This window comes from Amycolatopsis tucumanensis (assembly GCF_021654135.1).
GTDB lineage: Bacteria > Actinomycetota > Actinomycetes > Mycobacteriales > Pseudonocardiaceae > Amycolatopsis_E > Amycolatopsis_E tucumanensis.
The window spans coordinates 68,524-92,557 of sequence record NZ_JAKGSD010000019.1; the positions used below are offsets into that span (position 1 = coordinate 68,524).

At 71.5% G+C, this 24,034-nt stretch carries 28 protein-coding genes and 1 tRNA gene; 16 read left to right on the plus strand and 13 right to left on the minus strand.

The window, feature by feature from the left end; translation table 11 throughout:
• The first annotated feature begins 9 nt into the window (after window positions 1-9).
• From cysD to L2C96_RS20105, 7 genes are all read left to right on the plus strand, one after another.
• Window positions 10-924 (plus strand): sulfate adenylyltransferase subunit CysD, encoded by a 915-nt coding sequence (cysD, locus tag L2C96_RS20075; protein ID WP_237337332.1) that lies wholly within the window; start codon window positions 10-12, stop codon window positions 922-924.
• The gene (locus tag L2C96_RS20080; RefSeq protein ID WP_020416569.1) at window positions 924-2,225 is read left to right on the plus strand and encodes a sulfate adenylyltransferase subunit 1; all 1,302 of its coding nucleotides are present in this window, start codon (window positions 924-926) and stop codon (window positions 2,223-2,225) included. The genes cysD and L2C96_RS20080 overlap by 1 nt, the downstream gene beginning before the upstream one ends.
• Before the next feature lie 81 nt (window positions 2,226-2,306).
• Window positions 2,307-3,311, plus strand: a complete 1,005-nt coding sequence (locus L2C96_RS20085) for an ABC transporter substrate-binding protein (protein ID WP_237337378.1) — start codon at window positions 2,307-2,309, stop codon at window positions 3,309-3,311.
• Window positions 3,312-3,321: 10 nt separating this feature from the next.
• Window positions 3,322-4,122, plus strand: coding sequence for an ABC transporter ATP-binding protein (locus L2C96_RS20090; RefSeq protein WP_237337333.1), 801 nt, complete (start codon window positions 3,322-3,324; stop codon window positions 4,120-4,122).
• Window positions 4,109-4,996: an ABC transporter permease gene (locus tag L2C96_RS20095; RefSeq protein WP_020416566.1), complete on the plus strand. Its 888-nt coding sequence runs from the start codon at window positions 4,109-4,111 to the stop codon at window positions 4,994-4,996. Before L2C96_RS20090 ends, L2C96_RS20095 begins: the two co-directional genes overlap by 14 nt.
• Window positions 4,993-5,712: a sirohydrochlorin chelatase gene (locus L2C96_RS20100; protein ID WP_237337334.1), complete on the plus strand. Its 720-nt coding sequence runs from the start codon at window positions 4,993-4,995 to the stop codon at window positions 5,710-5,712. The genes L2C96_RS20095 and L2C96_RS20100 overlap by 4 nt, the downstream gene beginning before the upstream one ends.
• Window positions 5,713-5,729: 17 nt before the next feature.
• On the plus strand, window positions 5,730-6,608 hold the full coding sequence (locus L2C96_RS20105) for a TIGR03854 family LLM class F420-dependent oxidoreductase (RefSeq protein ID WP_237337335.1): 879 nt from the start codon (window positions 5,730-5,732) through the stop codon (window positions 6,606-6,608).
• A gap of 3 nt (window positions 6,609-6,611) precedes the next feature.
• On the opposite strand, the gene L2C96_RS20110 is transcribed toward L2C96_RS20105, so the two are convergent.
• Both L2C96_RS20110 and L2C96_RS20115 read right to left on the minus strand, forming a co-directional pair.
• Window positions 6,612-7,130 carry a DUF3558 domain-containing protein gene (locus L2C96_RS20110; RefSeq protein WP_237337336.1) on the minus strand — a complete coding sequence of 173 codons (519 nt, stop codon included), beginning with the start codon at window positions 7,128-7,130 and terminating at the stop codon, window positions 6,612-6,614.
• On the minus strand, window positions 7,127-7,573 hold the full coding sequence (locus tag L2C96_RS20115) for a hypothetical protein (RefSeq protein ID WP_237337337.1): 447 nt from the start codon (window positions 7,571-7,573) through the stop codon (window positions 7,127-7,129). The genes L2C96_RS20110 and L2C96_RS20115 overlap by 4 nt, the downstream gene beginning before the upstream one ends.
• Window positions 7,574-7,707: 134 nt before the next feature.
• On the opposite strand from L2C96_RS20115, the gene L2C96_RS20120 reads away from it, so the two are divergent.
• A complete protein-coding gene (locus L2C96_RS20120) occupies window positions 7,708-8,481 on the plus strand; it encodes an enoyl-CoA hydratase-related protein (protein ID WP_027935640.1) in 774 nt (257 codons plus the stop codon).
• On the opposite strand, the gene L2C96_RS20125 is transcribed toward L2C96_RS20120, so the two are convergent.
• The 3 genes from L2C96_RS20125 to L2C96_RS20135 are packed head-to-tail and all read right to left on the minus strand — an operon-like array spanning window position 8,478 to window position 9,439.
• Window positions 8,478-8,834: a barstar family protein gene (locus L2C96_RS20125; RefSeq protein WP_017981182.1), complete on the minus strand. Its 357-nt coding sequence runs from the start codon at window positions 8,832-8,834 to the stop codon at window positions 8,478-8,480. The two genes, L2C96_RS20120 and L2C96_RS20125, sit on opposite strands and share 4 nt — an antisense overlap.
• A 10-nt stretch (window positions 8,835-8,844) precedes the next feature.
• Window positions 8,845-9,228 carry a guanyl-specific ribonuclease gene (locus L2C96_RS20130; protein WP_027935639.1) on the minus strand — a complete coding sequence of 128 codons (384 nt, stop codon included), beginning with the start codon at window positions 9,226-9,228 and terminating at the stop codon, window positions 8,845-8,847.
• A gap of 10 nt (window positions 9,229-9,238) precedes the next feature.
• The gene (locus tag L2C96_RS20135) at window positions 9,239-9,439 is read right to left on the minus strand and encodes a hypothetical protein (RefSeq protein ID WP_017981180.1); all 201 of its coding nucleotides are present in this window, start codon (window positions 9,437-9,439) and stop codon (window positions 9,239-9,241) included.
• Window positions 9,440-9,483: 44 nt separating this feature from the next.
• Between L2C96_RS20135 and L2C96_RS20140 the strand changes: the two genes are divergently transcribed.
• The 4 genes from L2C96_RS20140 (at window position 9,484) to L2C96_RS20155 (ending at window position 13,582) form a co-directional block, all read left to right on the plus strand.
• Entirely contained in the window at window positions 9,484-10,449 is a 966-nt protein-coding gene (locus L2C96_RS20140) for a quinone oxidoreductase family protein (protein ID WP_237337338.1), read from the plus strand.
• Window positions 10,450-10,553: 104 nt separating this feature from the next.
• Window positions 10,554-11,525 carry an alpha/beta fold hydrolase gene (locus L2C96_RS20145; protein ID WP_237337339.1) on the plus strand — a complete coding sequence of 324 codons (972 nt, stop codon included), beginning with the start codon at window positions 10,554-10,556 and terminating at the stop codon, window positions 11,523-11,525.
• Between the two features lie 67 nt (window positions 11,526-11,592).
• Window positions 11,593-12,066 carry a carboxymuconolactone decarboxylase family protein gene (locus tag L2C96_RS20150; protein WP_020416555.1) on the plus strand — a complete coding sequence of 158 codons (474 nt, stop codon included), beginning with the start codon at window positions 11,593-11,595 and terminating at the stop codon, window positions 12,064-12,066.
• Between the two features lie 97 nt (window positions 12,067-12,163).
• Entirely contained in the window at window positions 12,164-13,582 is a 1,419-nt protein-coding gene (locus tag L2C96_RS20155) for an amino acid permease (protein WP_020416554.1), read from the plus strand.
• Here L2C96_RS20155 and L2C96_RS20160 read toward each other — a convergent pair.
• The 6 genes from L2C96_RS20160 to L2C96_RS20185 all read right to left on the minus strand — a co-directional run bounded on the left by L2C96_RS20160 (window position 13,567) and on the right by L2C96_RS20185 (window position 18,653).
• The gene (locus L2C96_RS20160) at window positions 13,567-14,115 is read right to left on the minus strand and encodes a glycine-rich domain-containing protein (RefSeq protein ID WP_237337340.1); all 549 of its coding nucleotides are present in this window, start codon (window positions 14,113-14,115) and stop codon (window positions 13,567-13,569) included. The genes L2C96_RS20155 and L2C96_RS20160 overlap by 16 nt on opposite strands.
• A 41-nt stretch (window positions 14,116-14,156) precedes the next feature.
• The gene (locus tag L2C96_RS20165) at window positions 14,157-15,008 is read right to left on the minus strand and encodes a helix-turn-helix transcriptional regulator (protein WP_237337341.1); all 852 of its coding nucleotides are present in this window, start codon (window positions 15,006-15,008) and stop codon (window positions 14,157-14,159) included.
• Between the two features lie 53 nt (window positions 15,009-15,061).
• Entirely contained in the window at window positions 15,062-16,267 is a 1,206-nt protein-coding gene (locus L2C96_RS20170) for a glycosyltransferase (protein WP_237337342.1), read from the minus strand.
• A 434-nt stretch (window positions 16,268-16,701) separates the two neighbouring features.
• Window positions 16,702-16,773: transfer RNA gene (locus L2C96_RS20175), tRNA-Val, on the minus strand.
• A gap of 43 nt (window positions 16,774-16,816) precedes the next feature.
• Window positions 16,817-17,869 (minus strand): nitronate monooxygenase, encoded by a 1,053-nt coding sequence (locus L2C96_RS20180; RefSeq protein WP_237337343.1) that lies wholly within the window; start codon window positions 17,867-17,869, stop codon window positions 16,817-16,819.
• Between the two features lie 10 nt (window positions 17,870-17,879).
• On the minus strand, window positions 17,880-18,653 hold the full coding sequence (locus L2C96_RS20185; protein ID WP_020420819.1) for a TetR/AcrR family transcriptional regulator: 774 nt from the start codon (window positions 18,651-18,653) through the stop codon (window positions 17,880-17,882).
• Window positions 18,654-18,717: 64 nt separating this feature from the next.
• Between L2C96_RS20185 and L2C96_RS20190 the strand changes: the two genes are divergently transcribed.
• From L2C96_RS20190 to L2C96_RS20200, 3 genes are read left to right on the plus strand one after another with little or no spacing between them, the layout of a single operon-like run.
• Window positions 18,718-19,641, plus strand: coding sequence for an ATP-binding cassette domain-containing protein (locus tag L2C96_RS20190; RefSeq protein ID WP_237337344.1), 924 nt, complete (start codon window positions 18,718-18,720; stop codon window positions 19,639-19,641).
• On the plus strand, window positions 19,638-20,408 hold the full coding sequence (locus L2C96_RS20195; RefSeq protein ID WP_237337345.1) for an ABC transporter permease: 771 nt from the start codon (window positions 19,638-19,640) through the stop codon (window positions 20,406-20,408). The genes L2C96_RS20190 and L2C96_RS20195 overlap by 4 nt, the downstream gene beginning before the upstream one ends.
• A gap of 9 nt (window positions 20,409-20,417) precedes the next feature.
• Complete coding sequence (locus L2C96_RS20200) at window positions 20,418-20,861, plus strand: pyridoxamine 5'-phosphate oxidase family protein (RefSeq protein ID WP_020420816.1); 444 nt, start codon at window positions 20,418-20,420, stop codon at window positions 20,859-20,861.
• Window positions 20,862-20,867: 6 nt separating this feature from the next.
• On the opposite strand, the gene lepA is transcribed toward L2C96_RS20200, so the two are convergent.
• The gene (lepA, locus tag L2C96_RS20205) at window positions 20,868-22,718 is read right to left on the minus strand and encodes a translation elongation factor 4 (protein WP_020420815.1); all 1,851 of its coding nucleotides are present in this window, start codon (window positions 22,716-22,718) and stop codon (window positions 20,868-20,870) included.
• 102 nt (window positions 22,719-22,820) lie between these two features.
• Between lepA and L2C96_RS20210 the strand changes: the two genes are divergently transcribed.
• Window positions 22,821-23,420: a class I SAM-dependent methyltransferase gene (locus tag L2C96_RS20210; protein ID WP_237337346.1), complete on the plus strand. Its 600-nt coding sequence runs from the start codon at window positions 22,821-22,823 to the stop codon at window positions 23,418-23,420.
• A 231-nt stretch (window positions 23,421-23,651) separates the two neighbouring features.
• Here L2C96_RS20210 and L2C96_RS20215 read toward each other — a convergent pair whose 3' ends face one another.
• Window positions 23,652-24,032 carry a VOC family protein gene (locus L2C96_RS20215; protein ID WP_020420813.1) on the minus strand — a complete coding sequence of 127 codons (381 nt, stop codon included), beginning with the start codon at window positions 24,030-24,032 and terminating at the stop codon, window positions 23,652-23,654.
• Window positions 24,033-24,034 lie beyond the last annotated feature (2 nt).

Genomic DNA, 24,034 nt, shown 5'->3' on the forward strand with positions numbered 1-24,034 from the left:
GAGAGGGAAGTGACCACAGCCGCGACCGACGCCGCGACCGACAACCTGGCGGCACTGGAATCCGAAGCCATCCACATCTTCCGGGAGGTGGCCGGCGAGTTCGACCGGCCGGTGATCCTGTTCTCCGGCGGCAAGGACTCGACCCTGCTGCTGCACCTGGCGATCAAGGCGTTCTGGCCGGCGCCGGTGCCGTTCCCGCTGCTGCACGTGGACACCGGGCACAACTTCGACGAGGTCATCGCGTTCCGCGACCACGTCGTGGACAAGTACGGCCTGCGGCTGATCGTCGCGAACGTGCAGGACTGGATCGACGACGGCCGCCTGACCGAACGCCCCGACGGCACCCGCAACCCGCTGCAGACGCAGCCGCTGCTGGACACCATCGCCGAGCACAAGTTCGACGCGGTGTTCGGCGGCGGGCGCCGCGACGAGGAGCGCGCGCGGGCCAAGGAGCGCATCTTCAGCCTGCGCAACGCGTTCGGCCAGTGGGACCCGCGACGGCAGCGTCCCGAATTGTGGAACCTGTACAACGGACGGCACCGTCCGGGGGAACATGTGCGGGTGTTCCCGCTCTCCAACTGGACCGAAGCCGATGTGTGGAACTACATCGCGCGCGAGAAGGTGGAGCTGCCCTCGATCTACTACGCCCACCAGCGCAAGGTCTACAAGCGCGACGGCATGTGGCTGACCGAGGGACCGTGGGGCGGTCCGCGTGACGGCGAAGAGGTGAAGGAGCTGACGGTGCGCTACCGCACGGTCGGCGACGGCTCCTGCACCGGCGCCGTGGAATCCACAGCGTCGACCGTCGAGGAAGTGATCGCCGAGGTGATGGCGAGCCGGCTCACCGAGCGCGGCGCCACCCGGGCCGACGACCGCCTGTCGGAGGCCGCCATGGAGGACCGCAAGCGGGAGGGGTACTTCTGATGAGCTCGTTGCTGCGGCTCGCCACAGCCGGGAGCGTCGACGACGGCAAGTCGACGCTCGTCGGCCGTCTGCTCTACGACACCAAGTCGGTGCTGGCCGACCAGCTGGACGCGGTCACCCGCGCCAGCGTCGACCGCGGTCTGTCCACTCCGGACCTGTCGCTGCTCGTCGACGGCCTGCGCTCGGAGCGTGAGCAGGGCATCACGATCGACGTGGCCTACCGCTACTTCGCGACCCCGAAGCGGTCGTTCGTGCTCGCCGACACCCCCGGCCACGTGCAGTACACCCGCAACACCGTCACCGGCGCCTCCACGGCGCAGCTGGCCGTGCTGCTGGTCGACGCGCGCAAGGGCGTCATCGAGCAGACCCGCCGCCACGCCGCGGTGCTCGCGCTGCTCGGCGTGCCGCGCCTGGTGCTCGCGGTGAACAAGATCGACCTGGTCGACTACGACGAGGAGACCTTCCGGGTCATCGCGAAGGAGTTCACCGACCACGCCACGTCGCTGGGTTACGCCGAAGGATCGGTCCTGGCGATCCCGGTGTCCGCACTGGTGGGTGACAACGTGGTGGAGCGCTCGGCGCACACCCCGTGGTACTCCGGCCCGACGCTGCTGGAGCACCTGGAGACCGTGCCGGTCGCGCCCGACCCGCACGACGCGCCGTTCCGCTTCCCGGTGCAGTACGTGATCCGGCCGCGCACGCCCGAGTACCCGGACTACCGCGGCTACGCGGGCCAGGTCGCGGCGGGCACGGTGCGCCCCGGCGACGAGGTCGTGGTGCTGCCCGCGGGCCTGCGCACGACGGTCGAGCGGATCGACACGCCGGACGGCGAGCTGGCCGAGGCGGCCGCGGGCCGCTCGGTGACGCTGGTGCTGGCCGACGACCTGGACATCGCGCGCGGTGACGTGATCGCGGCGGCGGGTTCGGCCCCGGTGGCGACCGACGAGCTGGACGCCACGCTGGCCTGGCTGTCGGAGAAACCGCTGCGGCCGGGCGCCCGCGTGCTGGTCAAGCACGGCGCGCGCACGGTGCAGGCGTTCGTCGACGAGCTGCTCTCCCGCTTCGACGAGCAGAAGCTGTCCACTGTGGACTACCCGGAGACGCTGCAGCTCAACGAGATCGGCCGCGCGAAGGTCCGCGTCGCGGAACCGCTGCCGGTCGACGAGTACGAGGTCAGCAGGCGCACCGGCGCCTTCCTGGTGATCGACCCGGCCGACGGCACCACGCTGGCGGCCGGGATGGTCGGTGCGCCGCTTCCCGTGCTGCGCAGCGACCGGGACGTGGTCTCCCCCGGCCCGTAACTCCCCATCCCCCAACCGAAAGGTCCGTCCGTGAAAACTCGTGTTCTGGCTCTGGCAGCAGTGGCGTTGTCCGCATTGGCAGTGGTGACCGGGTGTTCACGGGCGGACCGATCGGAGGACTCGGCGACGGCGACCGATCAGGGCCCGGCGGCCGAGGTCCGGCTCGGGTACTTCCCGAACGTCACGCACGCGTCCGCGCTGATCGGGCTGGACCAGAACCTGTTCGCGCAGCACCTCGGGAACACCAAGCTGGTGCCGACCAAGTTCAACGCCGGCCCCGAGGAGGTCAACGCCCTCCTCGGCGGTTCGCTGGACATCGGGTTCATCGGCTCCGGCCCGGCGATCAACGCCTACGCCCAGTCCGGCGGCGAGGCCGTGCGGCTGATCGCGGGCGCCACCTCGGGCGGCGCGCAGCTGGTCGTGCAGCCGTCGATCAACACGCCGCAGGACCTGCAGGGCAAGACCGTGGCGTCGCCGCAGCTGGGCAACACGCAGGACGTGTCGCTGAAGAAGTGGATCGCCGACCAGAAGCTCAGCGACGTCAAGGTCCAGAACATCGACAACGCGCTGACGCTCGACCAGTTCAAGTCCGGCGCGATCCAGGCCGCGTGGCTGCCCGAGCCGTGGGCGTCGCGGCTGGTGCTGGAGGCCGGCGCGAAGGTCCTGGTCGACGAGAAGGACCTGTGGCCGGGCGGGCAGTTCCCGACCACCGTGCTGATCGTGCGCACCCAGTTCCTCAAGGAGCACCCGGCGACCGTCACCGCGATCCTGCAGGGCCTGCTCGACGCCAACACGCTCGCCGCGTCCGACCCGGCGAAGGCGAAGACCGCGGTGAACAACCAGCTGCAGCAGCTCACCGGCAAGGCGCTCGCGACCGCCACGCTGGACCGCGCGTGGCAGGGCATCCAGCTCACCACCGACCCGCTGGCCGGGCAGTTCCCGCAGCTGGCCCAGGACCAGGTGACCGCAGGGGTGAAGGACAAGGCCCCGGACGTCGCCGGGTTCGCCGACCTCACCCTGCTCAACACCGTGCTCGCCCAGGCCGGGAAGCCGGCCGTCAGCGCGTCCGGCCTGGACAAGAAGTAGGAGGCTGTTCATGACCGCCACGCTGGGACGCCCGCCGGTGGAGCCCGCGACCGGGCACGCCGTGCGGTTGTCCGGGGTGCACAAGAGCTTCGGGCAGGGTCGCGACGCCGTGACCGCGCTCGCCGGGGTCGACCTCGACGTCGCGCCGGGCGAGTTCGTCTGCCTGCTCGGCGCCTCGGGCTGCGGCAAGACCACCCTGCTGAACCTGATCGCGAACCTGGATCGGCCGAGCGCGGGTGAGATCGAGCTGACCACGTCCCGGCCGGCGGTCATGTTCCAGGAGGCGGCGCTCATGCCGTGGCTGACCGCCGCGGCGAACGTCGAGCTGCCGCTGAAGCTGGCCGGCATGGGCCGCGCCGAGCGCAAGACCCGCACCGGCGAGCTGCTGGAGCTGGTGCGGCTGTCCGGCGCGGGCGCCAAGCGCCCGCACGAACTGTCCGGCGGCATGCGCCAGCGCGTGGCACTGGCCCGCGCGCTGGCGTCGGCCACCCACACCGAAGACGGCGAGGAGCGGCCGTCGCTGCTGCTGATGGACGAGCCGTTCTCCGCGCTCGACGCCATCACGCGCGACGTGCTGCAGGCCGAGCTGCTGCGCATCTGGGAAGCGACCGGCACCGCGGTGGTGTTCGTGACCCACGACGTGCGCGAAGCGGTGCGGCTCGGGCAGCGGGTGGTGCTGCTGTCGTCGCGGCCGGGCAAGGTCGTGCAGCAGTGGCGCGTCGACGGACTGGCCGGGCAGGACGAGGTGAACGCGGTGGACGTGATCAACCGCCGCCTGCGTGAGGTGATCAGCAGCCATGCCGCCGCTTGAGGGCTCGACCGCCGAACCGGACGCCGCGGCGGTCGAAGCGGGTCTGGACGCGCTCGACACGCCGGTCCAGCCTGCCGCGAAGAAGGGCGGCTGGGGCCGGTTCGTGCGGTCGGTGCTGCCGCCGGTGGTGTTCCTGGTCCTGGTGATCGCGGTCTGGCAGGCGTTGTGGGCGGCCGCGTTCTGGCCGGAGTACCAGCTGCCGGCGCCGCTCGCGGTGTGGGACGAGCTGTGGGGCCGGTTCACCAGCGGGGACGCGTTCGGGTTCGTGTGGACGTCGGTGCACCGCGCGGTGCTCGGGTTCCTCGTCGCCATCCTGATCGCGACGCCGCTCGGGTTGCTGGTCGCGAAGGTGAAGCTGGTGCGGGCCGGGATCGGGCCGTTCCTGTCCGGTCTGCAGAGCCTGCCGTCGGTGGCCTGGGTGCCCGCCGCGGTGCTGTGGTTCGGTGTCGAGCCGGCCGCGATGTACGTGGTGCTGCTGCTGGGCAGCGTGCCGTCGATCGCGAACGGCCTGGTGGCGGGCATCGACCAGATCCCGCCGATCCTGCCGCGTGTCGGCAAGGTGATGGGCGCGGGGCGGCTGGCGACGGCCCGGCACATCCTGCTGCCCGCGGCGCTGCCCGGGTACCTCGCCGGGTTGAAGCAGGGCTGGGCGTTCTCGTGGCGGTCGCTGATGGCGGCGGAGATCATCGCGACGTCGCCGCTGCTGGGCAAGGGCCTTGGCGCCTACCTCGACGACGGCCGGTTCCTCAACGACATGTCGACCGTGATCGCGGCGATCTTCCTGATCCTGCTGGTCGGCGTCGGCATCGAACTGCTGGTGTTCCGGCCGCTGGAGCGTGCCGTGTTGCGGGCGCGCGGGCTGGGGTCGCTGTGATCCCGCTGGTCGCCGTCGCGCACGGGAGCCGGGACCCGCGGTCCGCGGCGACCGTGCGGGCGCTGGTGGACCGGATCGCCGCGGCGGCGCCGGAACTGGACGTGCGGGTGTCGTTCCTGGACCTGTCCGAGCCGCTGGTGACGGACGTGCTGCGGGATCTGGTGCGCGCGGGCCACCGGGAGGCGGTGGTGGTGCCGTTGCTGCTGGGCAGTGCCTTCCACGCGCGGGTCGACCTGCCCGCGCTGGTGGCGGAGGTGCCCGCGCTGCGGGTGACGATCGCCGACGTGCTGGGCGCGGACCTGGAGCCGGTGGCGTTCGACCGGCTGGCCGCGGTGGCGGACGTGTCCGATCCCGGGCTGGGCGTGGTGCTGGCCGCGGTGGGTTCGTCGCGCGCGGCGGCGAACGAGGCGGTCGCGGCGCTGGCCCGGCGGTGGCAGTCGCGGCACGGTTTCCGGGCGGTGGCGGCGTTCGCGAGCGCCGCGAAGCCGGACGTGCCCGCGGCGGTGGCGAAGCTGCGGGCACGTGGGGCGTCGCGGATCGCGGTGGCGTCGTGGTTCCTCGCGCCCGGGTTGCTGCCCGACCGGATCGCCGCGCTCGCGCGGGAGGCCGAGCCGTCGGTGGCGCTGGCCGACTGCCTGGCCGGTGATCCGCGGGTGGCGTCGCTCGTGTTGGAGCGGTACGCCACCGCGTTGGCTGGTGCCGCCCGGTCGGCCTGACCCGTAACGTGGGTGGCGTGAAGATCCGGATCGGGGTTGGGCTGGGGGCTGAGACCTCGCCCGTGGAGTTGCCGGGGATCGTCGACCGGCTGGAGGCCGCCGGGGTCGACTCGGTGTGGTTTTCCGAGCAGGTGTACTCGGACGCGGTGGACCCGTTCGTCGGGATGGCGCACGCGCTGGCGCGGACTTCGTCGTTGAAGGCGGGCACTTCGGTGGCGGTGCTGCCGGGGCGGCACCCGGTGCTGGTGGCGAAGCAGATCGCCTCGCTGGCGGCGCTGGCGCCGAAGCGGGTGCTGCCGGTGTTCGGCCTGCGCCCGGCGCGCCGCAGCGAGTGGCCGCTGTTCGACGTCCCGGCAGGCGCGAGGGCCGCGGTGTTCGACGAGTCGCTGAGGTTGCTGCGGGCGGCGCTGGCCGGTGCGGGCGATTTCGCGGGCGAGTTCTGGAAGCTGGAGGACGTCTCGCTGGGCCCGCGGCTGGAGCGCCCGGTGGACATCTGGCTCGGCGGGAGTGCGCCCGCGGCGTACCGGCGAATCGGCCAGTACGCCGACGGTTGGCTGGGAAGCTTCCTGTCCCCGGCGGAAGCGCGCCGGGCCCGCGAGGCCATCGAGACCGCCGCGGCTGCCGCGGGCCGCTCGATCGAGGCGGACCACTACGGGATGAGCCTGATGCTCGCCGAGGACGGCATCCCGGACGCCCTGGCCGCCACGGTGCGCTCCCGACGCCCGGACACCGACCCGGCGGACGTGATCGCCACGGACTGGGCTTCGCTGCACCGCCTGCTGGACGGCCACTTGGAAGCGGGTTTGACGAAGTTCGTGATCTACCACCGGGGTGGGTCGCCGTTCGAGGCGTTCCTGGAGCGGTTCGTGGAAGAGCTGCTGCCGCGGCAGAACTGAGGTCTACTGGACCTTGGGGAGCAGGGGTTCGAGCTTCTCAGCGAGGGCTTGGGCGTCCACGCAAGCCTGCGGATCGCGCGGGCTAGTGACCAGTGCGACCTGCACCAAGGCGCGGGCGTGCTCGCCAACCTCGATGGCGATCGCGCACCCGCCGGTGGGAATGTCGGCCTGCAAGGCGTTCCGCCCGTTGACCGAAACCTCCATCACGGCGTCGTTCGTCTCGCGGTACTCGCGGAGTCCCTGCACGGGATCCAGGGCAAGCCCGTACGATCCGAACCGCGGCTTGAGAGCACCACACTCGTTGCGTCGACTCGTGTTTTCGCCGGGATTGAATCCTTCTCCCGCGACCAACTGGTCGAGAACCTGGCACGCGTTCAGCCCTGCGAACACGTCTGCGTTCGCAGTGGGGCTCACACCGGGCACGGGCGATGCTGTTCCCGCAACGGTGGTGGTGCAAGCGGCCATGGTTGCCGCCAGGCACGCACCTGCCACGGCATGAGGAATGCGAAGGTTGATGGTCACCGAAGTTCCTGATCCTTGAACGTATGCAGCGCCTGGACCGCTGCGTCGTCCGACGCGTCATACTTGCTGATCGCGATCTCGATAGCCTGGCCGAGGCTCGCGAGCATGTCCTGAGCCGCGAGGAACACCCGGACGAGCGACTGGTCATCCGAGTCCATCGCTGTGAGAAAGTGCGCCGATGCTCTTTTCGCGTATTCGTCGTTGCCGAACCTCGGCGCCTGCTGCAGCCGGTTGATCCGCAAGGTCAGGTCGCTCATCCGATCCTGCATCTGTGTGACCGCACGCCGCAGGTGCGATCCCGTCTCCTCGTCCACGGCCCAGCGGCCCGCTTTCGCGTCCGCCAGCATGCGCTTCGCGTCGGCGTGCATGGCGTTCAAGTGGCTTTCGCCACCGAACACGTCCGCCAACTGATCGGCGGATGAGGTCGAGCCCTCCTCAGCCATCACCAGCTCCTCCCCCCGTGAATCACTCGGTTGCACCGTAGCGTGCCCGCTGACGCGCTGTCACCGGATCGTCCCGATGCGCAGCCGCTCACAACCGCGCTCCCCCGCCGCGCCGCCCGAACTACAGTGAGCCCGTGACTGATGAACTGGTGCATTACTCAGTGGCGAGTGGTGTCGCGACGATCACCCTCGACTCGCCGCACAACCGGAACGCCCTGTCGGCCCAGCTGCGCCGCGAGTTGTCCGCCTCGCTGGCCAAGGCGAAGGACGACGACGCCGTCCGGGTGATCGTTCTCACCCACACCGGCAAGGTGTTCTGCGCAGGCATGGACCTCAAGGAAGCCCGCGGCGCCGGGGCGGGTGACCAGGGCGTCAACGAGTTCCCCCGCATCCTCGAGCAGATCTGGACGAGCCCGAAGCCGGTCGTCGCCAAGCTGTCCGGTCTCGCGCGCGCCGGCGGCGTGGGCATGGTCGCGGCCGCGGACCTCGTGGTCGCCGCCAAGGAGGTCACCTTCGCGTTCTCCGAGGTCCGCATCGGCGTCGTGCCCGCCGTCATCTCGCTCACCGTCCTGCCGCGCGTCAACCCGCGCGCCGCGCAGGAGCTGTTCCTCACCGGGGACGTGTTCGACGCCGAGCGCGCCGCCGAGATCGGCCTCATCAACAAGGCCGTCGACGCCGACCGGCTGGACGAGGCCACCGACGCCTACGTCCGCTCCCTCACACTGGGCGGCCCGGCCGCGCTCGCCGCGACCAAGGAACTGCTCGCCAGCCCTCGCCCGGCCACCCCGGCCGACGGCTTCCCGGACATGCTCAAGCTGTCCGCGCAGTTCTTCGCCAGCGAAGAGGGCCAGGAGGGCATCCGCGCGTTCGGCGAGAAGCGCAAGCCGAACTGGGTCCCGCAGGACTAGTCGTCGGTGAGGGCGACCGTCAGCCGGCGGCTGTCGGCGCGGTCGCCACCCGGCGCCAAGGCTCGCTCGGCGTCCGACAGGACGCTGCGGATCGCCAGGTACGCCTTCGGGTCGGCGTCCTTGAGCAGGTCCGATCCGGCCCACACCAGGACGTGCTCGCCGTAGGGCAGCCACGACAAATCGGTCAGGCAGTCGTACAGCGCGTCCAGGTTGCGGCCGAACCAGTCCGGAAAGGACAAAGCGGACGCGATCGCGTCGAGGGCGGACATCTTGTCCGCGGGCCTGCTGCCGATGATGTGCGAGTAGGCGCCGCGCGCGCGGGCCTGCTCGACGATCGTCTGGGAAGAGGACATGGGGTTCTCGCTACTTCGACGGGTCGACCTGGACGAAGGAAGCGTAGTGATCACCGGTGTAGTACAGCTCGGTCTGCGCCCCGGTGATCAGCCGCCGGGCCCCGCGGTCCGCGCTGCCCGGCGTGGGCACCGTGTATTCCCGGTAGTAGCCGCTCTCCTTGACGGGGAGCCGCTTTTCCCGGTTCTCGAACACCGTTCCGTCGCTGCGGTACGGGAACGGCCCGCCGGCCTGGATGAGACGCCACGTCTGGCCCGCCTCGGCCGGCAGGCTGGACAACGCCGTGAGCCCACTCGCCGGCTCGGTCGACGTGGTGGTTTCGCGCACGATCCAGCCACCGAACACGAGCACGATGAGCCCGACGAGCGCGACGGTGATCCGCCTCCTGCTTGACACCAGCGACACCTTAGGACCGGCTCGAAACGTCCTCGTCGCGGCCCGGCCGCAACCACGCGGCCACCCGGTCGACGATCCGGTCGATCAGCCACGCGGCGCCGACGCACAGCGGCGCCAGCACGGCGATGACCAGCAGGAACTGCAACGGGAACCACAGCTGCGCAAGCCACAGCTCGGCGTTGTCCCACCAGGTCGCCAGGCCGTCGAACACCTGACCAGGGTACGCCAGGGGGCCCGGCGAGGTACGTTGCAGGCATGTTCGCCGTCTACGCCAGTGAACCGAACCCCGAAAACCCGCTCGACGCTCTCACCGTCGGCGAGCGACCGGAGCCGGAGGTGCCGTCCGGCTGGGTGAAGGTCGCCGTGAAGGCCGCCAGCCTCAACATGCACGACATCTGGACCCTGCGCGGGGTCGGGATCAAGCCGGACCAGTTCCCGATGATCCTCGGCTGCGACGGGGCGGGCGTGCTGGAGGACGGGACGGAGGTCGTCCTGCACTCGGTGATCAACGCCCCCGGCTGGCAGGGTGACGACACCCTCGACCCGAAGCGCACCCTGCTCACCGAGAAGCACCAGGGCACCTTCGCCGACTACGTGGTCGTGCCCGCCCGCAACGCCGTGCCGAAGCCGGCCGGGCTGTCCTTCGCCGAGGCCGCCACGATGGGCACGGCGTGGCTGACCGCGTACCGGATGCTGTTCGTGAAGTCGGGCCTGCGCCCCGGGCAGACGATGCTCGTGCAGGGCGCCTCCGGTGGCGTCTCGACCGCGCTGATCCAGCTCGGCCGCGCCGCGGGCCTGCGGGTGTGGGTGACCGGCCGGTCCGAGGAGAAGCGGGCGCTGGCCGAGCAGCTGGGCGCGCACCAGACGTTCGAGTCCGGCGCGCGGCTGCCGGAGCGGGTGGACGGCGTGTTCGAGACCGTCGGCAAGGCGACCTGGGGCCACTCGCTCAAGTCGCTGAAGCCGGGCGGGATCGTCGTGGTGTCCGGTTCGACCAGTGGTCCGGACCCGAGCGCGGACCTGCAGCGGGTGTTCTTCCTGCAGTTGCGGGTCGTCGGATCCACGATGGGCACCCGGGACGAGCTGGAGGACATGCTCCGCTACCTGGACCTGACCGGCATCAAGCCGCAGATCGGCAAGGAGCTCCCGCTGTCGGAAGCCGCCGAGGGGTTCCGGCTGATGCAGGAGGGGGAGACCGCGGGCAAGGTCGTTTTCACCCGCTGATAACCCTCTGACCTGCATAGACGCCTTGTTGACATGGCGCTGATACCGGTTTGTTATCCCCGTCTACTGAGCGGAACCCGAGATTTACTCGCTAATCTGGGTACATGACCGCAGTGCAGCGGGAGATCGAGGCGGCGCCGGGCTCACGGCTCGCCGGCCCGGAAGTCGTCCGGGCCGGCCACCGGAGCTTCGCCGGCGTGCGCACCAGGGTGCTCGAGGTCGGCCCCAAGCCGAAGCGCGGCACCGGAAGACTCGTCCTCCTGCACGGCTACTGCGACAGCGCCGACACCTGGCGCCCGGCGCTGGCCGAACTCGCCGCCGCCGGGATCCCCGCGGTCGCGGTCGACCTCCCCGGTTTCGGTGAGGCCGACCCCCTGCGCCCCGGCGCGATGCTGGCGCAGCTCGACGCGTTCGTGGCCGAGGTGGTGCGGTTCTATTCGGACCGCGGCAAGGTCGTCCTCGGCGGCAACTCGCTCGGCGGCACCATGAGCCTGCGCGCGGCCTGCCGCGAGGAGCTGCCGATCGCGGGTGTGGTGTCGATCGCCGCGCCCGGTTTCGTCGACTCCTGGCTGGTCCGGACCGTCGGGAAGTACCCGCTGCCGCTGCGGCTGGCCGCGTCGCTGCCGTTGCCGGTGCCCGGGTTCGTGGTGCGGACCATCGCGGAGTTCGTGGTGCCGCGGCTGCTCTACGCCGACCGCGCCGCCGCGGACGTCGCCCACGTGGCCCGGTTCACCGGGCTGTTCCCGGACTTCCGCTCGACCACCACTCGTCTGGACCAGGCGCGGCAGCTGGTCGCCGAGCTGGCCGAGGCGTACGAGGGGCTGGACGGCATCAGCGTCCCGCTGCTGGTCGTCGCGTGCGGCAAGGACCGCCTGGTGACCGCCGCCGCCGGACGGCGCCTGCACGCGCTGGTGCCGCACAGCAGGCTGATGATGCGCGAGGAGTGGGGCCACTGCCCGCAGCTGGACGACCCGGTCGCGATCGCCGACCTGCTGAGCTACTTCCGCGCCGGTGTGCTGCACAAGAAGCCGCGCCGCCGCTCGGCCGCGCTCACGCAGAAAGCCGCCGCGGGCTGAGGCTGTCACATCTCGGCGCGCTGTTCCGTCAAGGAGGCAGAAACCCCGAACGGAACAGGAGTTCACCGTGGACGCTCGTCTGAACATCTTCACCAGCCCCACCGCGGGCAAGTTCGTCAAGCACCTCTTCGGGGCAGGCAAGGTGCTCGCCGAGTCGACGTTGCCCGCCCGGACGCAGGAACTGGTGAAGCTGCGGGCCAGTCAGATCAACGGCTGCGGGTACTGCACGGACATGCACTTCAAGGACGCCGTGGCCGCGGGCGAGGAGCCGACGCGGCTCAACCTGGTCGCGGCGTGGCGGGAAGCCACCGTGTTCACCGAGGCCGAGCGCGCCGCACTGGAGGTGACCGAGGAGGGCACCCGCCTCGCCGACGCCGCGGGCGGTGTCAGCGACGAGGTGTGGGCCAACGCGGCCAAGCACTACGACGAGGAGCAGCTCGCCGCGCTGGTCGCCGCGATCGCGCTGATCAACACGTGGAACCGCATCAACGTCATCATCCGGAACCCGGCCGGCGACTACCAGCCGGGCCAGTTCGGCTGACTCGCCGGAAAAGCCCCGGGACCTTCGTAGGTCCCGGGGCGCGCCCCTCCCTAGTAACGTGATCCGGTCACACCCGGACGAGTGATTGGGAGGATCGGTGGCCGTACGCGAGCTGTTCCGGCGCAAACCCGTCGAGCAGATCGAGGCCGTGGAAGGCGGCGGGCTCCAGCGGACCCTGGGCCTGTGGCAGCTGACCGCGATCGGCGTCGGCGGGATCATCGGCGCGGGCATCTTCTCGCTCGCGGGCGCGGTGGCGAACGAAACCGCCGGGCCTGCCGTGCTGATTTCGTTCCTGGTGGCCGGGATCGCGAGCGCGGCGGCCGCGTTCTCCTACGCCGAGTTCGCCGGGCTGATCCCGCGCGCCGGATCGGCCTACACCTACGGTTACGCGGTCCTCGGCGAGCTCGTCGGCTGGCTGATCGGCTGGGACCTGCTGCTGGAGTACACCGCGATCGTCGCGGTGGTCGCGATCGGCATCTCCGGCTACTTCAACGACCTGCTGGGTTTCCTGGACATCCACCTGCCACTGTGGATGTCCGGCGCGCCGGGCACCGAACCGGAGGGCGTCGCATCGGGTTCGTACAAGGTGAACCTGTTCGCGGCGCTGCTGTGCCTGCTGATCGCGTTCGTCCTGAACCAGGGCATGCGCTCGGCGGCGCGGTTCGAGACGCTGCTGGTGTACCTCAAGGTCGCGCTCGTGGTGCTGGTGATCGTGGTCGGCGCGTTCCACGTCAACACCGGCAACTGGTCCGACTTCTTCCCGTTCGGTGTCAGCGGCGCGTTCACCGGCGCGGCGACGGTGTTCTTCGCCGTGTTCGGCTACGACGCGATGTCCACCGCGGCCGAGGAGTCGCGCGACTCGCAGAAGCACATGCCCAAGGCGATCCTGTACTCGCTCGGGATCTCGATGGTGCTGTACGTGCTGGCGTGCCTGGTGCTGACCGGGATGGTGCCCTTCACCGACATCGACTCCGAAGCCGCGTTCTCCAGCGCCTTCGAATCGGTCGGGCTGCGCTGGCTCGGCGGCGTGATCGCGGTCGGCGCGATCCTCGGCATCCTCACGGTGCTGTTCACGTTCCTGCTGGGCGCGACCCGGGTCGGGTTCGCGATGAGCCGCGACGGGTTGCTGCCCAAGTGGTTCTCCGGCACGCACCCGGTGAAGAAGGTGCCGAGCCGGATGACGTGGATCCTCGGCGTGGCGGCGGCGGTGATCGCCGGGCTGCTGCCGATCGGCGAGGCCGCGGAGCTGACGAACATCGGGATCCTGCTGGCGTTCGTGGTGGTGTGCGTGGCGGTCGTGGTGCTGCGGTACCGCCGCCCGGACCTGCCACGCACGTTCCGCTGCCCGGGAATGCCGGTGGTGCCTGCGATCGGGGTGGCGTTCTCGATCTGGCTGATCACGTTCCTGCAGCCGGAGACGTGGCTGCGGTTCGCGGTCTGGTTCGCCATCGGCCTGGTGGTGTACTTCGCCTACAGCAGGCGGCACTCGAAGCTGGCGGATCACCACCAGAAGTAGGCGTACCCGGGCGCGCCGGGCATCCCGGCCGCGCCGCCGGCGCCGATCCCGCCCGGCGGCGCGCTCGGGATCACGCCCGCCTCGCCGGGCCGGTCGGCGGTGCCGTCACTGCCGGGCGCGGCGAGGCCGGGCGAGGTGCCGCAGTCGGCGGCGCCGCCCCGGCCCGGCGCCTCGGCGGTCCCGGCCGCACCGCCGTGCGCCACGACGAGCGCCGGGCTTCCGGCGACGCCCACGCTGGAGTCGCTGCCCGGCTCCCCGGCCGGCCCGCCCACACCGACGGTGACGGTGTACTCGGCGGCCGGGGTGACCGCGACGGAGCACCACGCCGCTCCCCCGCCGCCGCCGGGGTTCGCCTCGCCACCCCCGCCGCCTGCGCCCCACACCGCGACGAACACCGAGGTGATCCCCTCGGGCGCGGTGAACGTGCCGCTGACGGTGAAGGCCTGCTCCCCGTGGGCGGGTTCGGCCCCGGCCGCCGGCGCGGCAGCCGTGATCAGGACAGCCGCCACGGCGGCGGCTTTTCCGAACGCCATGGACGAAAGGGTGCGCCGCCATGCGCGGCCGCGCACCTCTTTCAGCCGAAGGAGTGATCCGGCGCGGGTGCCGGCAGGGCGGCGGAGGCGAAGAGCGCGAGCTTGTCCGCGTCGTCGCTGCCCGCGTCGGCGTGGTACACGACCAGCATCATCCCGTCGGTGCTGCTGGTGGTGACCACGAGCTTTTCCCGGTGCAGCACCAGCGGGCCGACCTGGGGGTGGTCGAACCGCACCACCGCGCCCTGCCGCGGCTGCACGTCGTGGCGGGCCCAGACGCGCCGGAACCGGGGGCTGGCGAGGGACAGCTCGCCGACGAGCTCGACGAAGCGGGGGTCGTCGATGTCGGTGCCCACCGACTGGCGGAAGCCCGCGATCAGCTCCTCGGTGGCGGTTTCCCAGTCGGGGAAGAGTGCCCGCTCGCCCGCGTCGAGGAACACGTCCCGCAGCCGGTTGCCGCCCGGCGCCAGACGTGGCGACAACGCTGTGGCCAGCGGGTTGGCGGCGAGGACATCGAAGTAGCGCCCTTCGACGAACGCGGGCAGCGGGAGTGTCCCGAGGAGCTTGGCGGTGCCGGCGGGCACCGTCTCCCTGGCCGGCCGACGCCTGCGACGGGGCTTGTCGGTGGCGAGCCCGACCAGGTAGGCGGTCATCTCCTCGTCGAGCTGGAGCGCACGGGCGATCGAATCGAGCACCTGGACCGACGGCCTGCGGTCGCGGCCCTGTTCGAGGCGCAGGTAGTAGTCGGCGCTGATGCCGGCGAGCATCGCGACCTCTTCGCGGCGCAGACCGGGAACCCGCCGCACGCCGTGGACGGGGATCCCGGCCTGTTCGGGGGTGACGAGTTCGCGGCGGGCGCGCAGGAAGTCGCCCAGCAGGTTCGGTTCGTCGGCCACGTTTCCACCGTAATCCGCGGCGCGGCCGGCTCGCCTGGTCCTGACACCCCCAGTCAGGCGGCTTCCGACAGGAGCAGCTTCGCGGCCACCGCCGCGCCGTCGCCGCGGACCTGACCGGCCACCTCGGTCGCCCGGGCGCGCGTCGCGGGTGCCAGGGCGGCGGTGAGCGCGGCGGACAGAGAGTCGACGGTCGGGGACGGGCCCTCGTGGGTCGCGCCGATGCCCAGCTCCGTCACGCGCCCGGCCCAGTACGGCTGGTCCGCGATCCTCGGCACGATGACCTGCGGCGCACCCGCGCGGGCGGCGGTCGTGGTGGTGCCCGCGCCGCCGTGGTGCACGACGGCGGCCACCCTGCGGAACAGGGCCTGCTGGTTGACCTCGCCGACGACGAAGCAGTCGCCGGCGTCCGGGGTCAGCCCGGCCCAGCCGCGGGCGAGCAGGACGCGGCGGCCCTGCGCGCGGACCGCTTCGACGGCCACCCGCGCGGCCTCCCGGGCGACGTGCGGGGCCATGCTGCCGAACCCGACGTACACCGGTGGCGCACCGTCGTCCAGGAACGCCGCCAGGTCGTCCGGCAGCGGGCGTTCGTCGGGCAGGACCCACGCCCCGGTCTGCACGACGTCGAGTTCCGTGCGGCCCTCCGACGGGCACAACACCGGGTCCGCGGCCAGCCACGGCCGTCCGGTGAGGACGTGGTCGCGGACGTTGGCGACCGGCGGCAGGCCGATCGCCGCGCGGTGGCTGTTGAGCGCTTCGCCGTACAGGTCGTTCACCCGCTGGGCGTCCTGCTCCCACAGCACGCGGTTGTCGGTTTCGTCCCGCGGGGAGGGCGTGCCGGGCCGTCGTCCAGGCGGGAAGTGCCGTGACGGCAGCCCGAGGAGGTGGAAGCAGGCGAGCACGTAGTGGATGCCGAGTTTTTCGGCCACGTCCCGGGCGCCGACGGGCATCAGTCCGGTCGCCACGAGCGCGTCACAATCCTCGGCCGCGGCCGTCAGCGTTTCGAACCGCGCGGCGACCAGCTCGCGGGCGAGCCGGAACGCGTCCTCCACCGTCGGCGGCTTCGGCCTGGCGACGATGGAGTGGACCGCCGGGCCGAACGGCACCAGCGACACACCGGCCCGGTCGAGCAGCTCCACGAACTCCTCGTCGGGCGGCACGCAGAGCCGCGCCTCGGCGCCGAACTCCCGCAGCGCCACCGCAAGCGCCACCAGCGGTTCGACATCCCCACGCGATCCCCACGACGTCAGCAGCACACGCACTTCGCGATCCCCCCCCGTTCCCCCGGCTCGTCCGGCCGGCGGTGGGCAATTCTGGAGCACCGACCGGGGCTTGCGGCAAGCCCCCTGGCCCGGGATAAGTTGGAGGTAGAGGGAGCGAGTCAGCGGTGTCCCTCTCGATCGGATCCAGTCCCTCACACCTGACCAGTTCGATATCTCCAGCGATGGCATCACGGCAGCGTGGTTCGCCGCGTCGACGGCCTGCCCGGCGTGCGCCGCCGCATCGTCCGCTGCCAGTGTTGACCGCGTCCATCGCGGCTTGCGCCGCCACCGCCGCCTCTCTTGCGCCGAGTCGATGCTGGCCGCGCCCTGCAACGACCCTGGGCGCACGACGGCGGATGGAGCTGGGACGAAACCCCACACCGCTCCCCGCGAACACAAACGGCCCGCCGACGAATGTCGACGGGCCGTCCGGGTGGGCGATACTGGGATCGAACCAGTGACCTCTTCGGTGTGAACGAAGCGCTCTCCCCCTGAGCTAATCGCCCGGTGTGCCGAAATCCTAGCCCATCCCGCCCGGGCGCCGCGCACCTACCCCAGTCGCCGGGTCACCCGCTCCTGCGCCGCCTTCGCTTCGGCCTTCAGGCGCGCCACGATCTCCACCGCGGGGCCCTCCGGCGCCACCGAGTACGTCTGCCCGCCCCACAGGTTCACGCCCTCCGGGTCGCCGGCGGCGTGCGCGGCCGCCCGCACCGGCTTGGTCAGGTGGTGCACCTGCGGGTACGCCGAGGGCGCGTACGGCGAGTGCTCGGTCAGGAACCGGTTCACCAGCCCGCGCGCCGGGCGGCCGCTGAAGGCCCGCGTGATGGCCGTGACCCGCCCGCCCTCGGCCAGCGCCTTGCGGTGCGCGAGCTGCGTCCCGGCCTCGTCGGCGCGCAGGAACGCGGTGCCCAGTTGCGCCGCGTCCGCGCCGGCGGCCAGCACTGCGGCGACGTCCGCGCCGTGCACGATCCCGCCCGCCGCGATCAGCGGCAGGTCCACGGCGGATCCGATCAACCGCAGCAACGCCAGCAGCCCGTACACCTCGCCCCCGGCCGGGTGCTCCGGATCGTCGACGAACAAGCCGCGGTGCGCGCCCGCCTCGAAGCCCTGCACGCACAGGGCGTCCGCGCCGGCCTCGACCGCTCGCACGGCCTCCTCCGGGGTGGTGACGGTCACGATCACCTGCGAACCGGCCTCGTGCAGCCGCGCCACGTCCGTTGTGGACGGCAGCCCGAACGTGAACGACACGAACGGAATCCGCTGCGCCGCCACGAGCTCGACCTTCGCCGGGTAGTCGTCGTCCTCCCAGCGCGGGTCGCCCGGCTCGGCCTCGTAGTGCCGGGCCTCCTCCTCGAGCCGCCGCACGTAGGGCGACAGATCCACATCGGACTCCCGCCCCGGCACGAACAGGTTGACCCCGAACGGCCTGCTCGTCAGCTCCCGCGTCTTCGCGATTCGCTCGCCGAGCGCCTCCGCGCTCAGGTACCCGGCGGCGAGGAAACCGGATCCCCCGGCCTCGGCAACGGCGGCGACGAGTTCGGGTGTCGTGGGCCCGCCTGCCATCGGCGCCACGAGAACGGGGACACGCAGCTCTTCGAACATGCTCCCCACCCTAGGGTTTCCGGCGCCGCGCGTACGCCTCGAGACCGTCCAGCAGGCGCTGCACGCCGAACTCCAGGTCCGGCAGGATCCCGGCGTCCTCCGCGTCCGGGTCGAACGTGCCCTCGGCGATCGTGGCGGCCAGCATCGGGAACCGCTCCGGATCCAGGTACTTCCGCAGCCCGGCGGCGAAGTCCGCGTCCGCCTCCTGCCCGGTGATGCCCGCCTCGCGCTGCGCCTCCGCCATGTCCAGCGAGATCCGCGCGAGCTCACGCACCGCGCCGTCCAGGAAGGTCATCGCCCAGATCATCTCGGCGCCGGTCAGGCCCAGCCCGGAAATCGCCCGCATCCCGGCTTCCATCCAGGCCAGCTGCCGGGGCCCCGACGGCGGGCCGCTCAACCGGATCCGCAGCATCCACGGGTGCCGCAGGTGGAACTCCCACACCGCGCGCACCCACACCGCGACCTCGGCGCGCCAGTCCTCGCCCGCCGGCTTCGGCGGTTCCTCCTCCGCCGCGTAGTCGACCATCAGCTCGATCAGCTGGTCCTTGCCCGACACGTACCGGTACAGCGACATCGTCGTCTTGCCGACCGCCGCCGCGACCCGCTGCATGGACACCGCCTCGATGCCTTCGGCGTCGGCGAGTTCGATCGCCGCGCGGACGATCTTGTCCACGCTCAGCGCGGGCTTCGGCCCCCGGGTGGGCCGTTCGCCCCCGCCCCACAGGAGTTCGAGGGTTCGCGTGCGTTCCGCCGTCATCGCCGTCCTTTCGTCCTTGACGGCCATCCTAGAACTGTGTATCACTTACACAAAGCAGTCTACGCCATACACAGTTCCAGGGGAGAGAGTGATGATCGAGGTCAGCGGCCTGCGCAAGGCCTTCGGGGGCAGAGAGGTGCTCGGTGGTGTCGACCTCACCGTCGAGCGCGGCAGCGTCGTGTCCCTGCTCGGGCCCAACGGCGCGGGCAAGAGCACCACCGTCCGCATCCTGACGACCCTGCTCGCGCCGGACGCGGGTTCGGTGCGGGTCGGCGGGTTCGACGTGGTGCGGCAGGCGCGGGACGTGCGGCGGATCATCGGGGTGACCGGTCAGCAGACCGGGGTCGACCGCCTGCTGACCGGCTACGAGAACCTGGTGATGATGGGCCGCCTGTTCCGGCTCGGCGCCGCCGCGGCCCGCCGCCGGGCGAGCGAACTGCTGGAGAAGTTCGACCTGGCCGAGGCCGCCGGACGGCCGGTGAAGACCTACTCCGGCGGCATGGAACGGCGCCTCGACCTGGCGATCAGCATGATCACCGCGCCGCCGGTGCTGTTCCTCGACGAGCCCACCACCGGGCTGGACCCGCGCAGCCGCGCCGGTGTCTGGGAGACCGTGCGCGACCTGCTGGCCGGTGGCGTGACGGTCCTGCTCACCACCCAGTACCTGGAGGAGGCCGACGAGCTGGCCGACCGGGTCGCGGTGATCGACGGCGGGCGGGTCGTGGCCGAGGGCACCCCGGCGTCGCTCAAGCAGCGCGTCGGCAGCGAGCGCCTCGACCTGACCTTCGCCACCGCGGAGGCGTTCGAGGTGGCCCGGCTGGTGCTCGGCGAGGCGCACGCCGGGGAGGGCCTGGTGCTGAACGTGCCCGTCGACGGCGCCCGTGACGTCCGCGAGGTCCTGGAGCGCCTCGACCAGGCCGGCGCGGAGGTGGCCGACCTCGCGCTGACCCGCCCGTCGCTCGACGACGTCTTCCTGTCCCTGACCGGCTCGACGACGATCGGAGCGGCACGATGAGCACCCTGTACTGGAACGCGAACAACTCGGCCGTCCTCATCGGACGGTCGGTGCGGCACATCCTGCGCTCCCCCGACCAGGCGATGACGGCGATCTTCCTGCCCGTCGCGATCATGCTGATGTTCCGCTACGTGTTCGGCGGCGCGATCAACACGGGCGGCACGGCCTACATCGACTACGTGCTCGCCGGGATCATCGCCATCAGCGTCACGTTCAACTCGACCTCCACCACCGTCGGTGTCGCGGACGACCTCGAACGCGGTGTGGTGGAACGGTTCCGCTCGATGCCGATGTCGAGCGTCGCGGTGCTCACCGGGCACATCGCCGGGGCGATCGTCCGGAACGCGCTGTCGCTCGCGATCATGATCGGCGTCGGCCTGCTCATCGGCTTCTCCCCCACCGCGGCTGTCGGCGGGTGGCTGGCCGCGCTCGGCATCCTGCTGGTGTTCACGGTGGCGATCTCGTGGATCGCGGCGATCCTCGGGCTGGTCGCCGGCGGCACGGAGAGCGCCGCCGGGCTGGGCATGATCCTGGTGTTCGTGCCGTACCTGAGCAGCGCGTTCGTGCCGCCGAGCACGATGCCGGACGGGCTGCGCGCGTTCGTGGAGATCCAGCCCGTCACCCCGGTGGTCGACAGCGTGCGGGCGCTGCTGCTCGGCGGGCCGGTCGGGAACTCGGCTTGGCTCGCGCTGCTGTGGTGGGGCGGGATCACGCTGGTCGCGGTGCCGGTCGCGGGCGCGTTGTTCCGGCGGCGCTCCCGGCGCTAGCTTGGCCCCATGACGAACCTCGACGCCGTCCGCTCGCTCGCCGCCCAGGAAACCGGCCTGGCCACGGTGGCGGTCGCGCGGGCGGACGGCTCGGTGCACGCTTCGGTGGTCAACGCCGGGGTCCTCGACGACCCGGTGTCCGGCCGCCCGTCCGTCGCGTTCGTGGCGGTCGGCCACGCGAAGAAGCTGGACCTGCTGCGCGCGCGGGGCAACGCGACCGTGGTGTTCCGGCGCGGCTGGACGTGGGCGGCGGTGCAGGGACCGGTGCGGCTGATCGGCCCGGACCACCCGGACGAGGCCTTCGACCCGGCCGGCCTGCCCCGGCTGCTGCGCGACATCTTCACCGCGGCCGGCGGCACCCACGACGACTGGGACACCTACGACCGCGTGATGGCCGAGGAGCGGCGGTGCGCAGTGTTCGTCGAGGCGGCCCGGATCTCCGGCACCGCCTGACGGCCGCTACTTCTTCTTGCCCTTGTCGCCGGAGGGCTCGTCGGTGGACAGCGCCGCGACGAAGGCCTCCTGCGGAACCTCGACCCGGCCGATGTTCTTCATCCGCTTCTTGCCTTCCTTCTGCTTCTCCAGCAGCTTCCGCTTCCGCGAGATGTCACCGCCGTAGCACTTGGAAAGCACGTCCTTGCGGATGGCGCGGATCGTCTCGCGCGCGATGATCCGCGACCCGACCGCGGCCTGGATCGGCACCTCGAACTGCTGCCGCGGGATCAGCTCGCGCAGCCGGCCCGCCATCTTGTTGCCGTAGCCGTAGGCGGCGTCCTTGTGCACGATCGCGGAGAACGCGTCGACCGGCTCGCCCTGCAGCAGGATGTCGACCTTCACCAGGTCGGCGACCTGCGTGCCGGCCTCCTCGTAGTCCAGTGAGGCGTAGCCGCGGGTGCGGGACTTCAACGAGTCGAAGAAGTCGAAGATGATCTCGGCGAGCGGCAGGTTGTAGCGCAGCTCGACGCGGTCCTCCGACAGGTAGTCCATGCCGAGCAGGTTGCCGCGCTTGCTCTGGCACAGCTCCATGATCGCGCCGATGAACTCCGACGGGGCGATCACGGTGACCTTCGACAGCGGCTCGTGCACCTCGGCGATCTTCACGCCGGTCGGCCAGTCGGACGGGTTGGTGACGTGCACCTCGGTGCCGTCGTCCTGCACCACGCGGTACTCCACGTTCGGCGCGGTGGCGATCAGGTCCAGGCCGAACTCGCGCTCCAGCCGGTCGCGGGTGATCTCCAGGTGCAGCAGGCCGAGGAAGCCGCAGCGGAAGCCGAAGCCGAGCGCGACCGACGTCTCCGGCTCGTAGGTCAGCGCCGCGTCGTTGAGCTGCAGCTTTTCCAGCGCCTCCCGCAGCTCCGGGTAGTCCGAGCCGTCCACCGGGTAGAGGCCGGAGAACACCATCGGCTTGGGGTCGCGGTAACCGGCCAGCGGCTCGGTGGCGCCCTTGCGCTCGGAGGTGACCGTGTCACCGACCCGGGACTGGCGGACGTCCTTCACGCCGGTGATCAGGTAACCCACCTCGCCGACGCCGAGGCCCGCGCTGGGCTTGGGCTCCGGCGAGATGATGCCGACTTCCAGCAGCTCGTGAGTGGCGCCGGTGGACATCATCCGGATCCGCTCGCGCGGGGTGATCTTGCCGTCCACGACGCGGATGTAGGTGACCACGCCGCGGTAGGTGTCGTAGACCGAGTCGAAGATCATGGCGCGGGCCGGGGCGTCCGCGTCGCCCACCGGCGGCGGCACCTGGCGGACGACCTCGTCCAGGAGGTCGGGCACGCCCATGCCGGTCTTCGCCGAGACGCGCAGCACCTCGGACGGGTCGCAGCCGATGATGTGCGCCAGCTCGGCGGCGTACTTGTCGGGGTCGGCCGCGGGGAGGTCGATCTTGTTCAGGACCGGGATGATGTGCAGGTCCTTCTCCAGCGCCAGGTACAGGTTGGCCAGGGTCTGCGCCTCGATGCCCTGTGCCGCGTCGACCAGCAGGATCGCGCCCTCGCACGCCTCCAGCGCCCGGGAGACCTCGTAGGTGAAGTCCACGTGGCCCGGGGTGTCGATGAGGTGCAGGACGTGGTCGCGGCCGTCGACCTGCCACGGGAGGCGCACGTTCTGGGCCTTGATCGTGATGCCCCGCTCGCGCTCGATGTCCATCCGGTCGAGGTACTGCGCGCGCATGGCCCGCTCCTCGACCACGCCGGTGAGCTGCAGCATCCGGTCGGCCAGGGTGGACTTGCCGTGGTCGATGTGCGCGATGATGCAGAAGTTCCGGATCTGCTCCGGCGGCGTGAAGGTCTGGTCGGCGAACGTGCTCACTCGGATCCTCGGCTCGTCGTGGGGTACGACTCCATGTTCCCATGCCCGATTTCCGGGTCATCCCCGATGCCGGTGAGCGGTGGCGAGTGCTGACCTGGAGGTATGAGCACAACCATCGAGCAGATCCTGGACCGGGCCTTCGGTCACCCCCGCGGCCTGCTGGGCCGCATCGGCGGGGCCGTGATGGCCCACGCGAACGGCGCGACGGAATCGCACGTCGTGGACGTGGCGAGGCTCACCCGGGAGGAGACGGTCCTGGTGGTCGGCCCCGGTCCCGGGGTGGGCCTGCGCCTGGCCGGCCGGCGCGCGGCGCTGGCGCACGGGGTGGACCCGTCGCCGGAGATGCTGGAGCTGGCGCAGGCCCGCTGCGCGGCGGAGATCGCGGCGGGCCGGGTCCGGCTGGCCCGCGGTTCGGCCGAGCGGACGGGCCTGGACGAGGCCTCCGTGGACGTGGTGGTGAGCGTGAACAACGTCCAACTGTGGGACGACCGCCCCGCGGGCTTCCACGAGCTGCGGCGGGTGCTGCGCCCGGGCGGGCGGCTGATCCTCTCGGCGCACGAAAAGTGGCTCCCCGTGCCGCGGCACGAGCTGGCGGCCGAACTGGTCGAGGCGGGTTTCACGGACCTGCAGACGTGGGTGTGGCAACCCCCGGGGGTCACCGCGCCGCTGGCCGCCCAGTTCCGCGCCCACCGCCCCGCCTGAGCCGCCCTGCTACCCCAAAATCAAAACCGGCCCCGCAAGATCCGCCGTCACCGGCGCCGCGCACGCCCTTGGCGGCGCGAGTCCAGACCCAGCCCCCCGCGAAATCCGCGGTCAGCGCCCCCAAGATTCAGCCTCCAGGCACCACCAGCGCCGCGAGCCCGAACCCGGCTTCGCGGGATCCGCCAACGCGCCGGAACAATCGCAGGCCCGCCGCCGGCCGCGCGTGGCGGCTCACTGCGGGCGGATGTCCGTCCGCAGTGGATGGTCCGGCGGGATCTCCACCAGCACGATCGACGTCCCGTCCGGGTCGGAGATGCGCGCCTCGTCCAGGCCCCACGGCTCGCGGCGGGCCTCGCGGTCCGGCACGACCCCGCGTTCGGCCAGCTCGTCCAGCGTGGCTTTGAGGTCGCGGACCTGGAACCACAGCTCCACGTCCGGGCTGGTGCCCTTCTCGCCGCGGCCGACGACCTCCAGGTAGCCCTGGCCGGTGAAGAACACGGTCCCGCCGGGGAACGTGCGGTAGATGGCCAGGCCGAGCACGTCCCGGTAGAACGCCGTGGTCTTCTCGGGGTCGCGGGGGTGGATCAGCACCCGGCTGCTCAGGACGTCCATAC

Bases quoted from the DNA above. Each gene is read 5' to 3' on its own strand.
- L2C96_RS20080 (WP_020416569.1), top strand. From the start codon at position 924: ATGAGCTCGTTGCTGCGGCTCGCCACAGCCGGGAGCGTCGACGACGGC.
- L2C96_RS20090 (WP_237337333.1), top strand. From the start codon at position 3,322: ATGACCGCCACGCTGGGACGCCCGCCGGTGGAGCCCGCGACCGGGCAC.
- L2C96_RS20095 (WP_020416566.1), top strand. From the start codon at position 4,109: ATGCCGCCGCTTGAGGGCTCGACCGCCGAACCGGACGCCGCGGCGGTC.
- L2C96_RS20115 (WP_237337337.1), bottom strand. From the start codon at position 7,573: ATGGCTGAGGAGGGCTCGACCTCATCCGCCGATCAGTTGGCGGACGTG.
- L2C96_RS20125 (WP_017981182.1), bottom strand. From the start codon at position 8,834: ATGTCCTCTTCCCAGACGATCGTCGAGCAGGCCCGCGCGCGCGGCGCC.
- L2C96_RS20140 (WP_237337338.1), top strand. From the start codon at position 9,484: ATGTTCGCCGTCTACGCCAGTGAACCGAACCCCGAAAACCCGCTCGAC.
- L2C96_RS20145 (WP_237337339.1), top strand. From the start codon at position 10,554: ATGACCGCAGTGCAGCGGGAGATCGAGGCGGCGCCGGGCTCACGGCTC.
- L2C96_RS20160 (WP_237337340.1), bottom strand. From the start codon at position 14,115: ATGGCGTTCGGAAAAGCCGCCGCCGTGGCGGCTGTCCTGATCACGGCT.
- L2C96_RS20180 (WP_237337343.1), bottom strand. From the start codon at position 17,869: ATGTTCGAAGAGCTGCGTGTCCCCGTTCTCGTGGCGCCGATGGCAGGC.
- L2C96_RS20185 (WP_020420819.1), bottom strand. From the start codon at position 18,653: ATGGCCGTCAAGGACGAAAGGACGGCGATGACGGCGGAACGCACGCGA.
- L2C96_RS20190 (WP_237337344.1), top strand. From the start codon at position 18,718: ATGATCGAGGTCAGCGGCCTGCGCAAGGCCTTCGGGGGCAGAGAGGTG.
- L2C96_RS20195 (WP_237337345.1), top strand. From the start codon at position 19,638: ATGAGCACCCTGTACTGGAACGCGAACAACTCGGCCGTCCTCATCGGA.
- L2C96_RS20200 (WP_020420816.1), top strand. From the start codon at position 20,418: ATGACGAACCTCGACGCCGTCCGCTCGCTCGCCGCCCAGGAAACCGGC.
- L2C96_RS20210 (WP_237337346.1), top strand. From the start codon at position 22,821: ATGAGCACAACCATCGAGCAGATCCTGGACCGGGCCTTCGGTCACCCC.
- L2C96_RS20215 (WP_020420813.1), bottom strand. From the start codon at position 24,032: ATGGACGTCCTGAGCAGCCGGGTGCTGATCCACCCCCGCGACCCCGAG.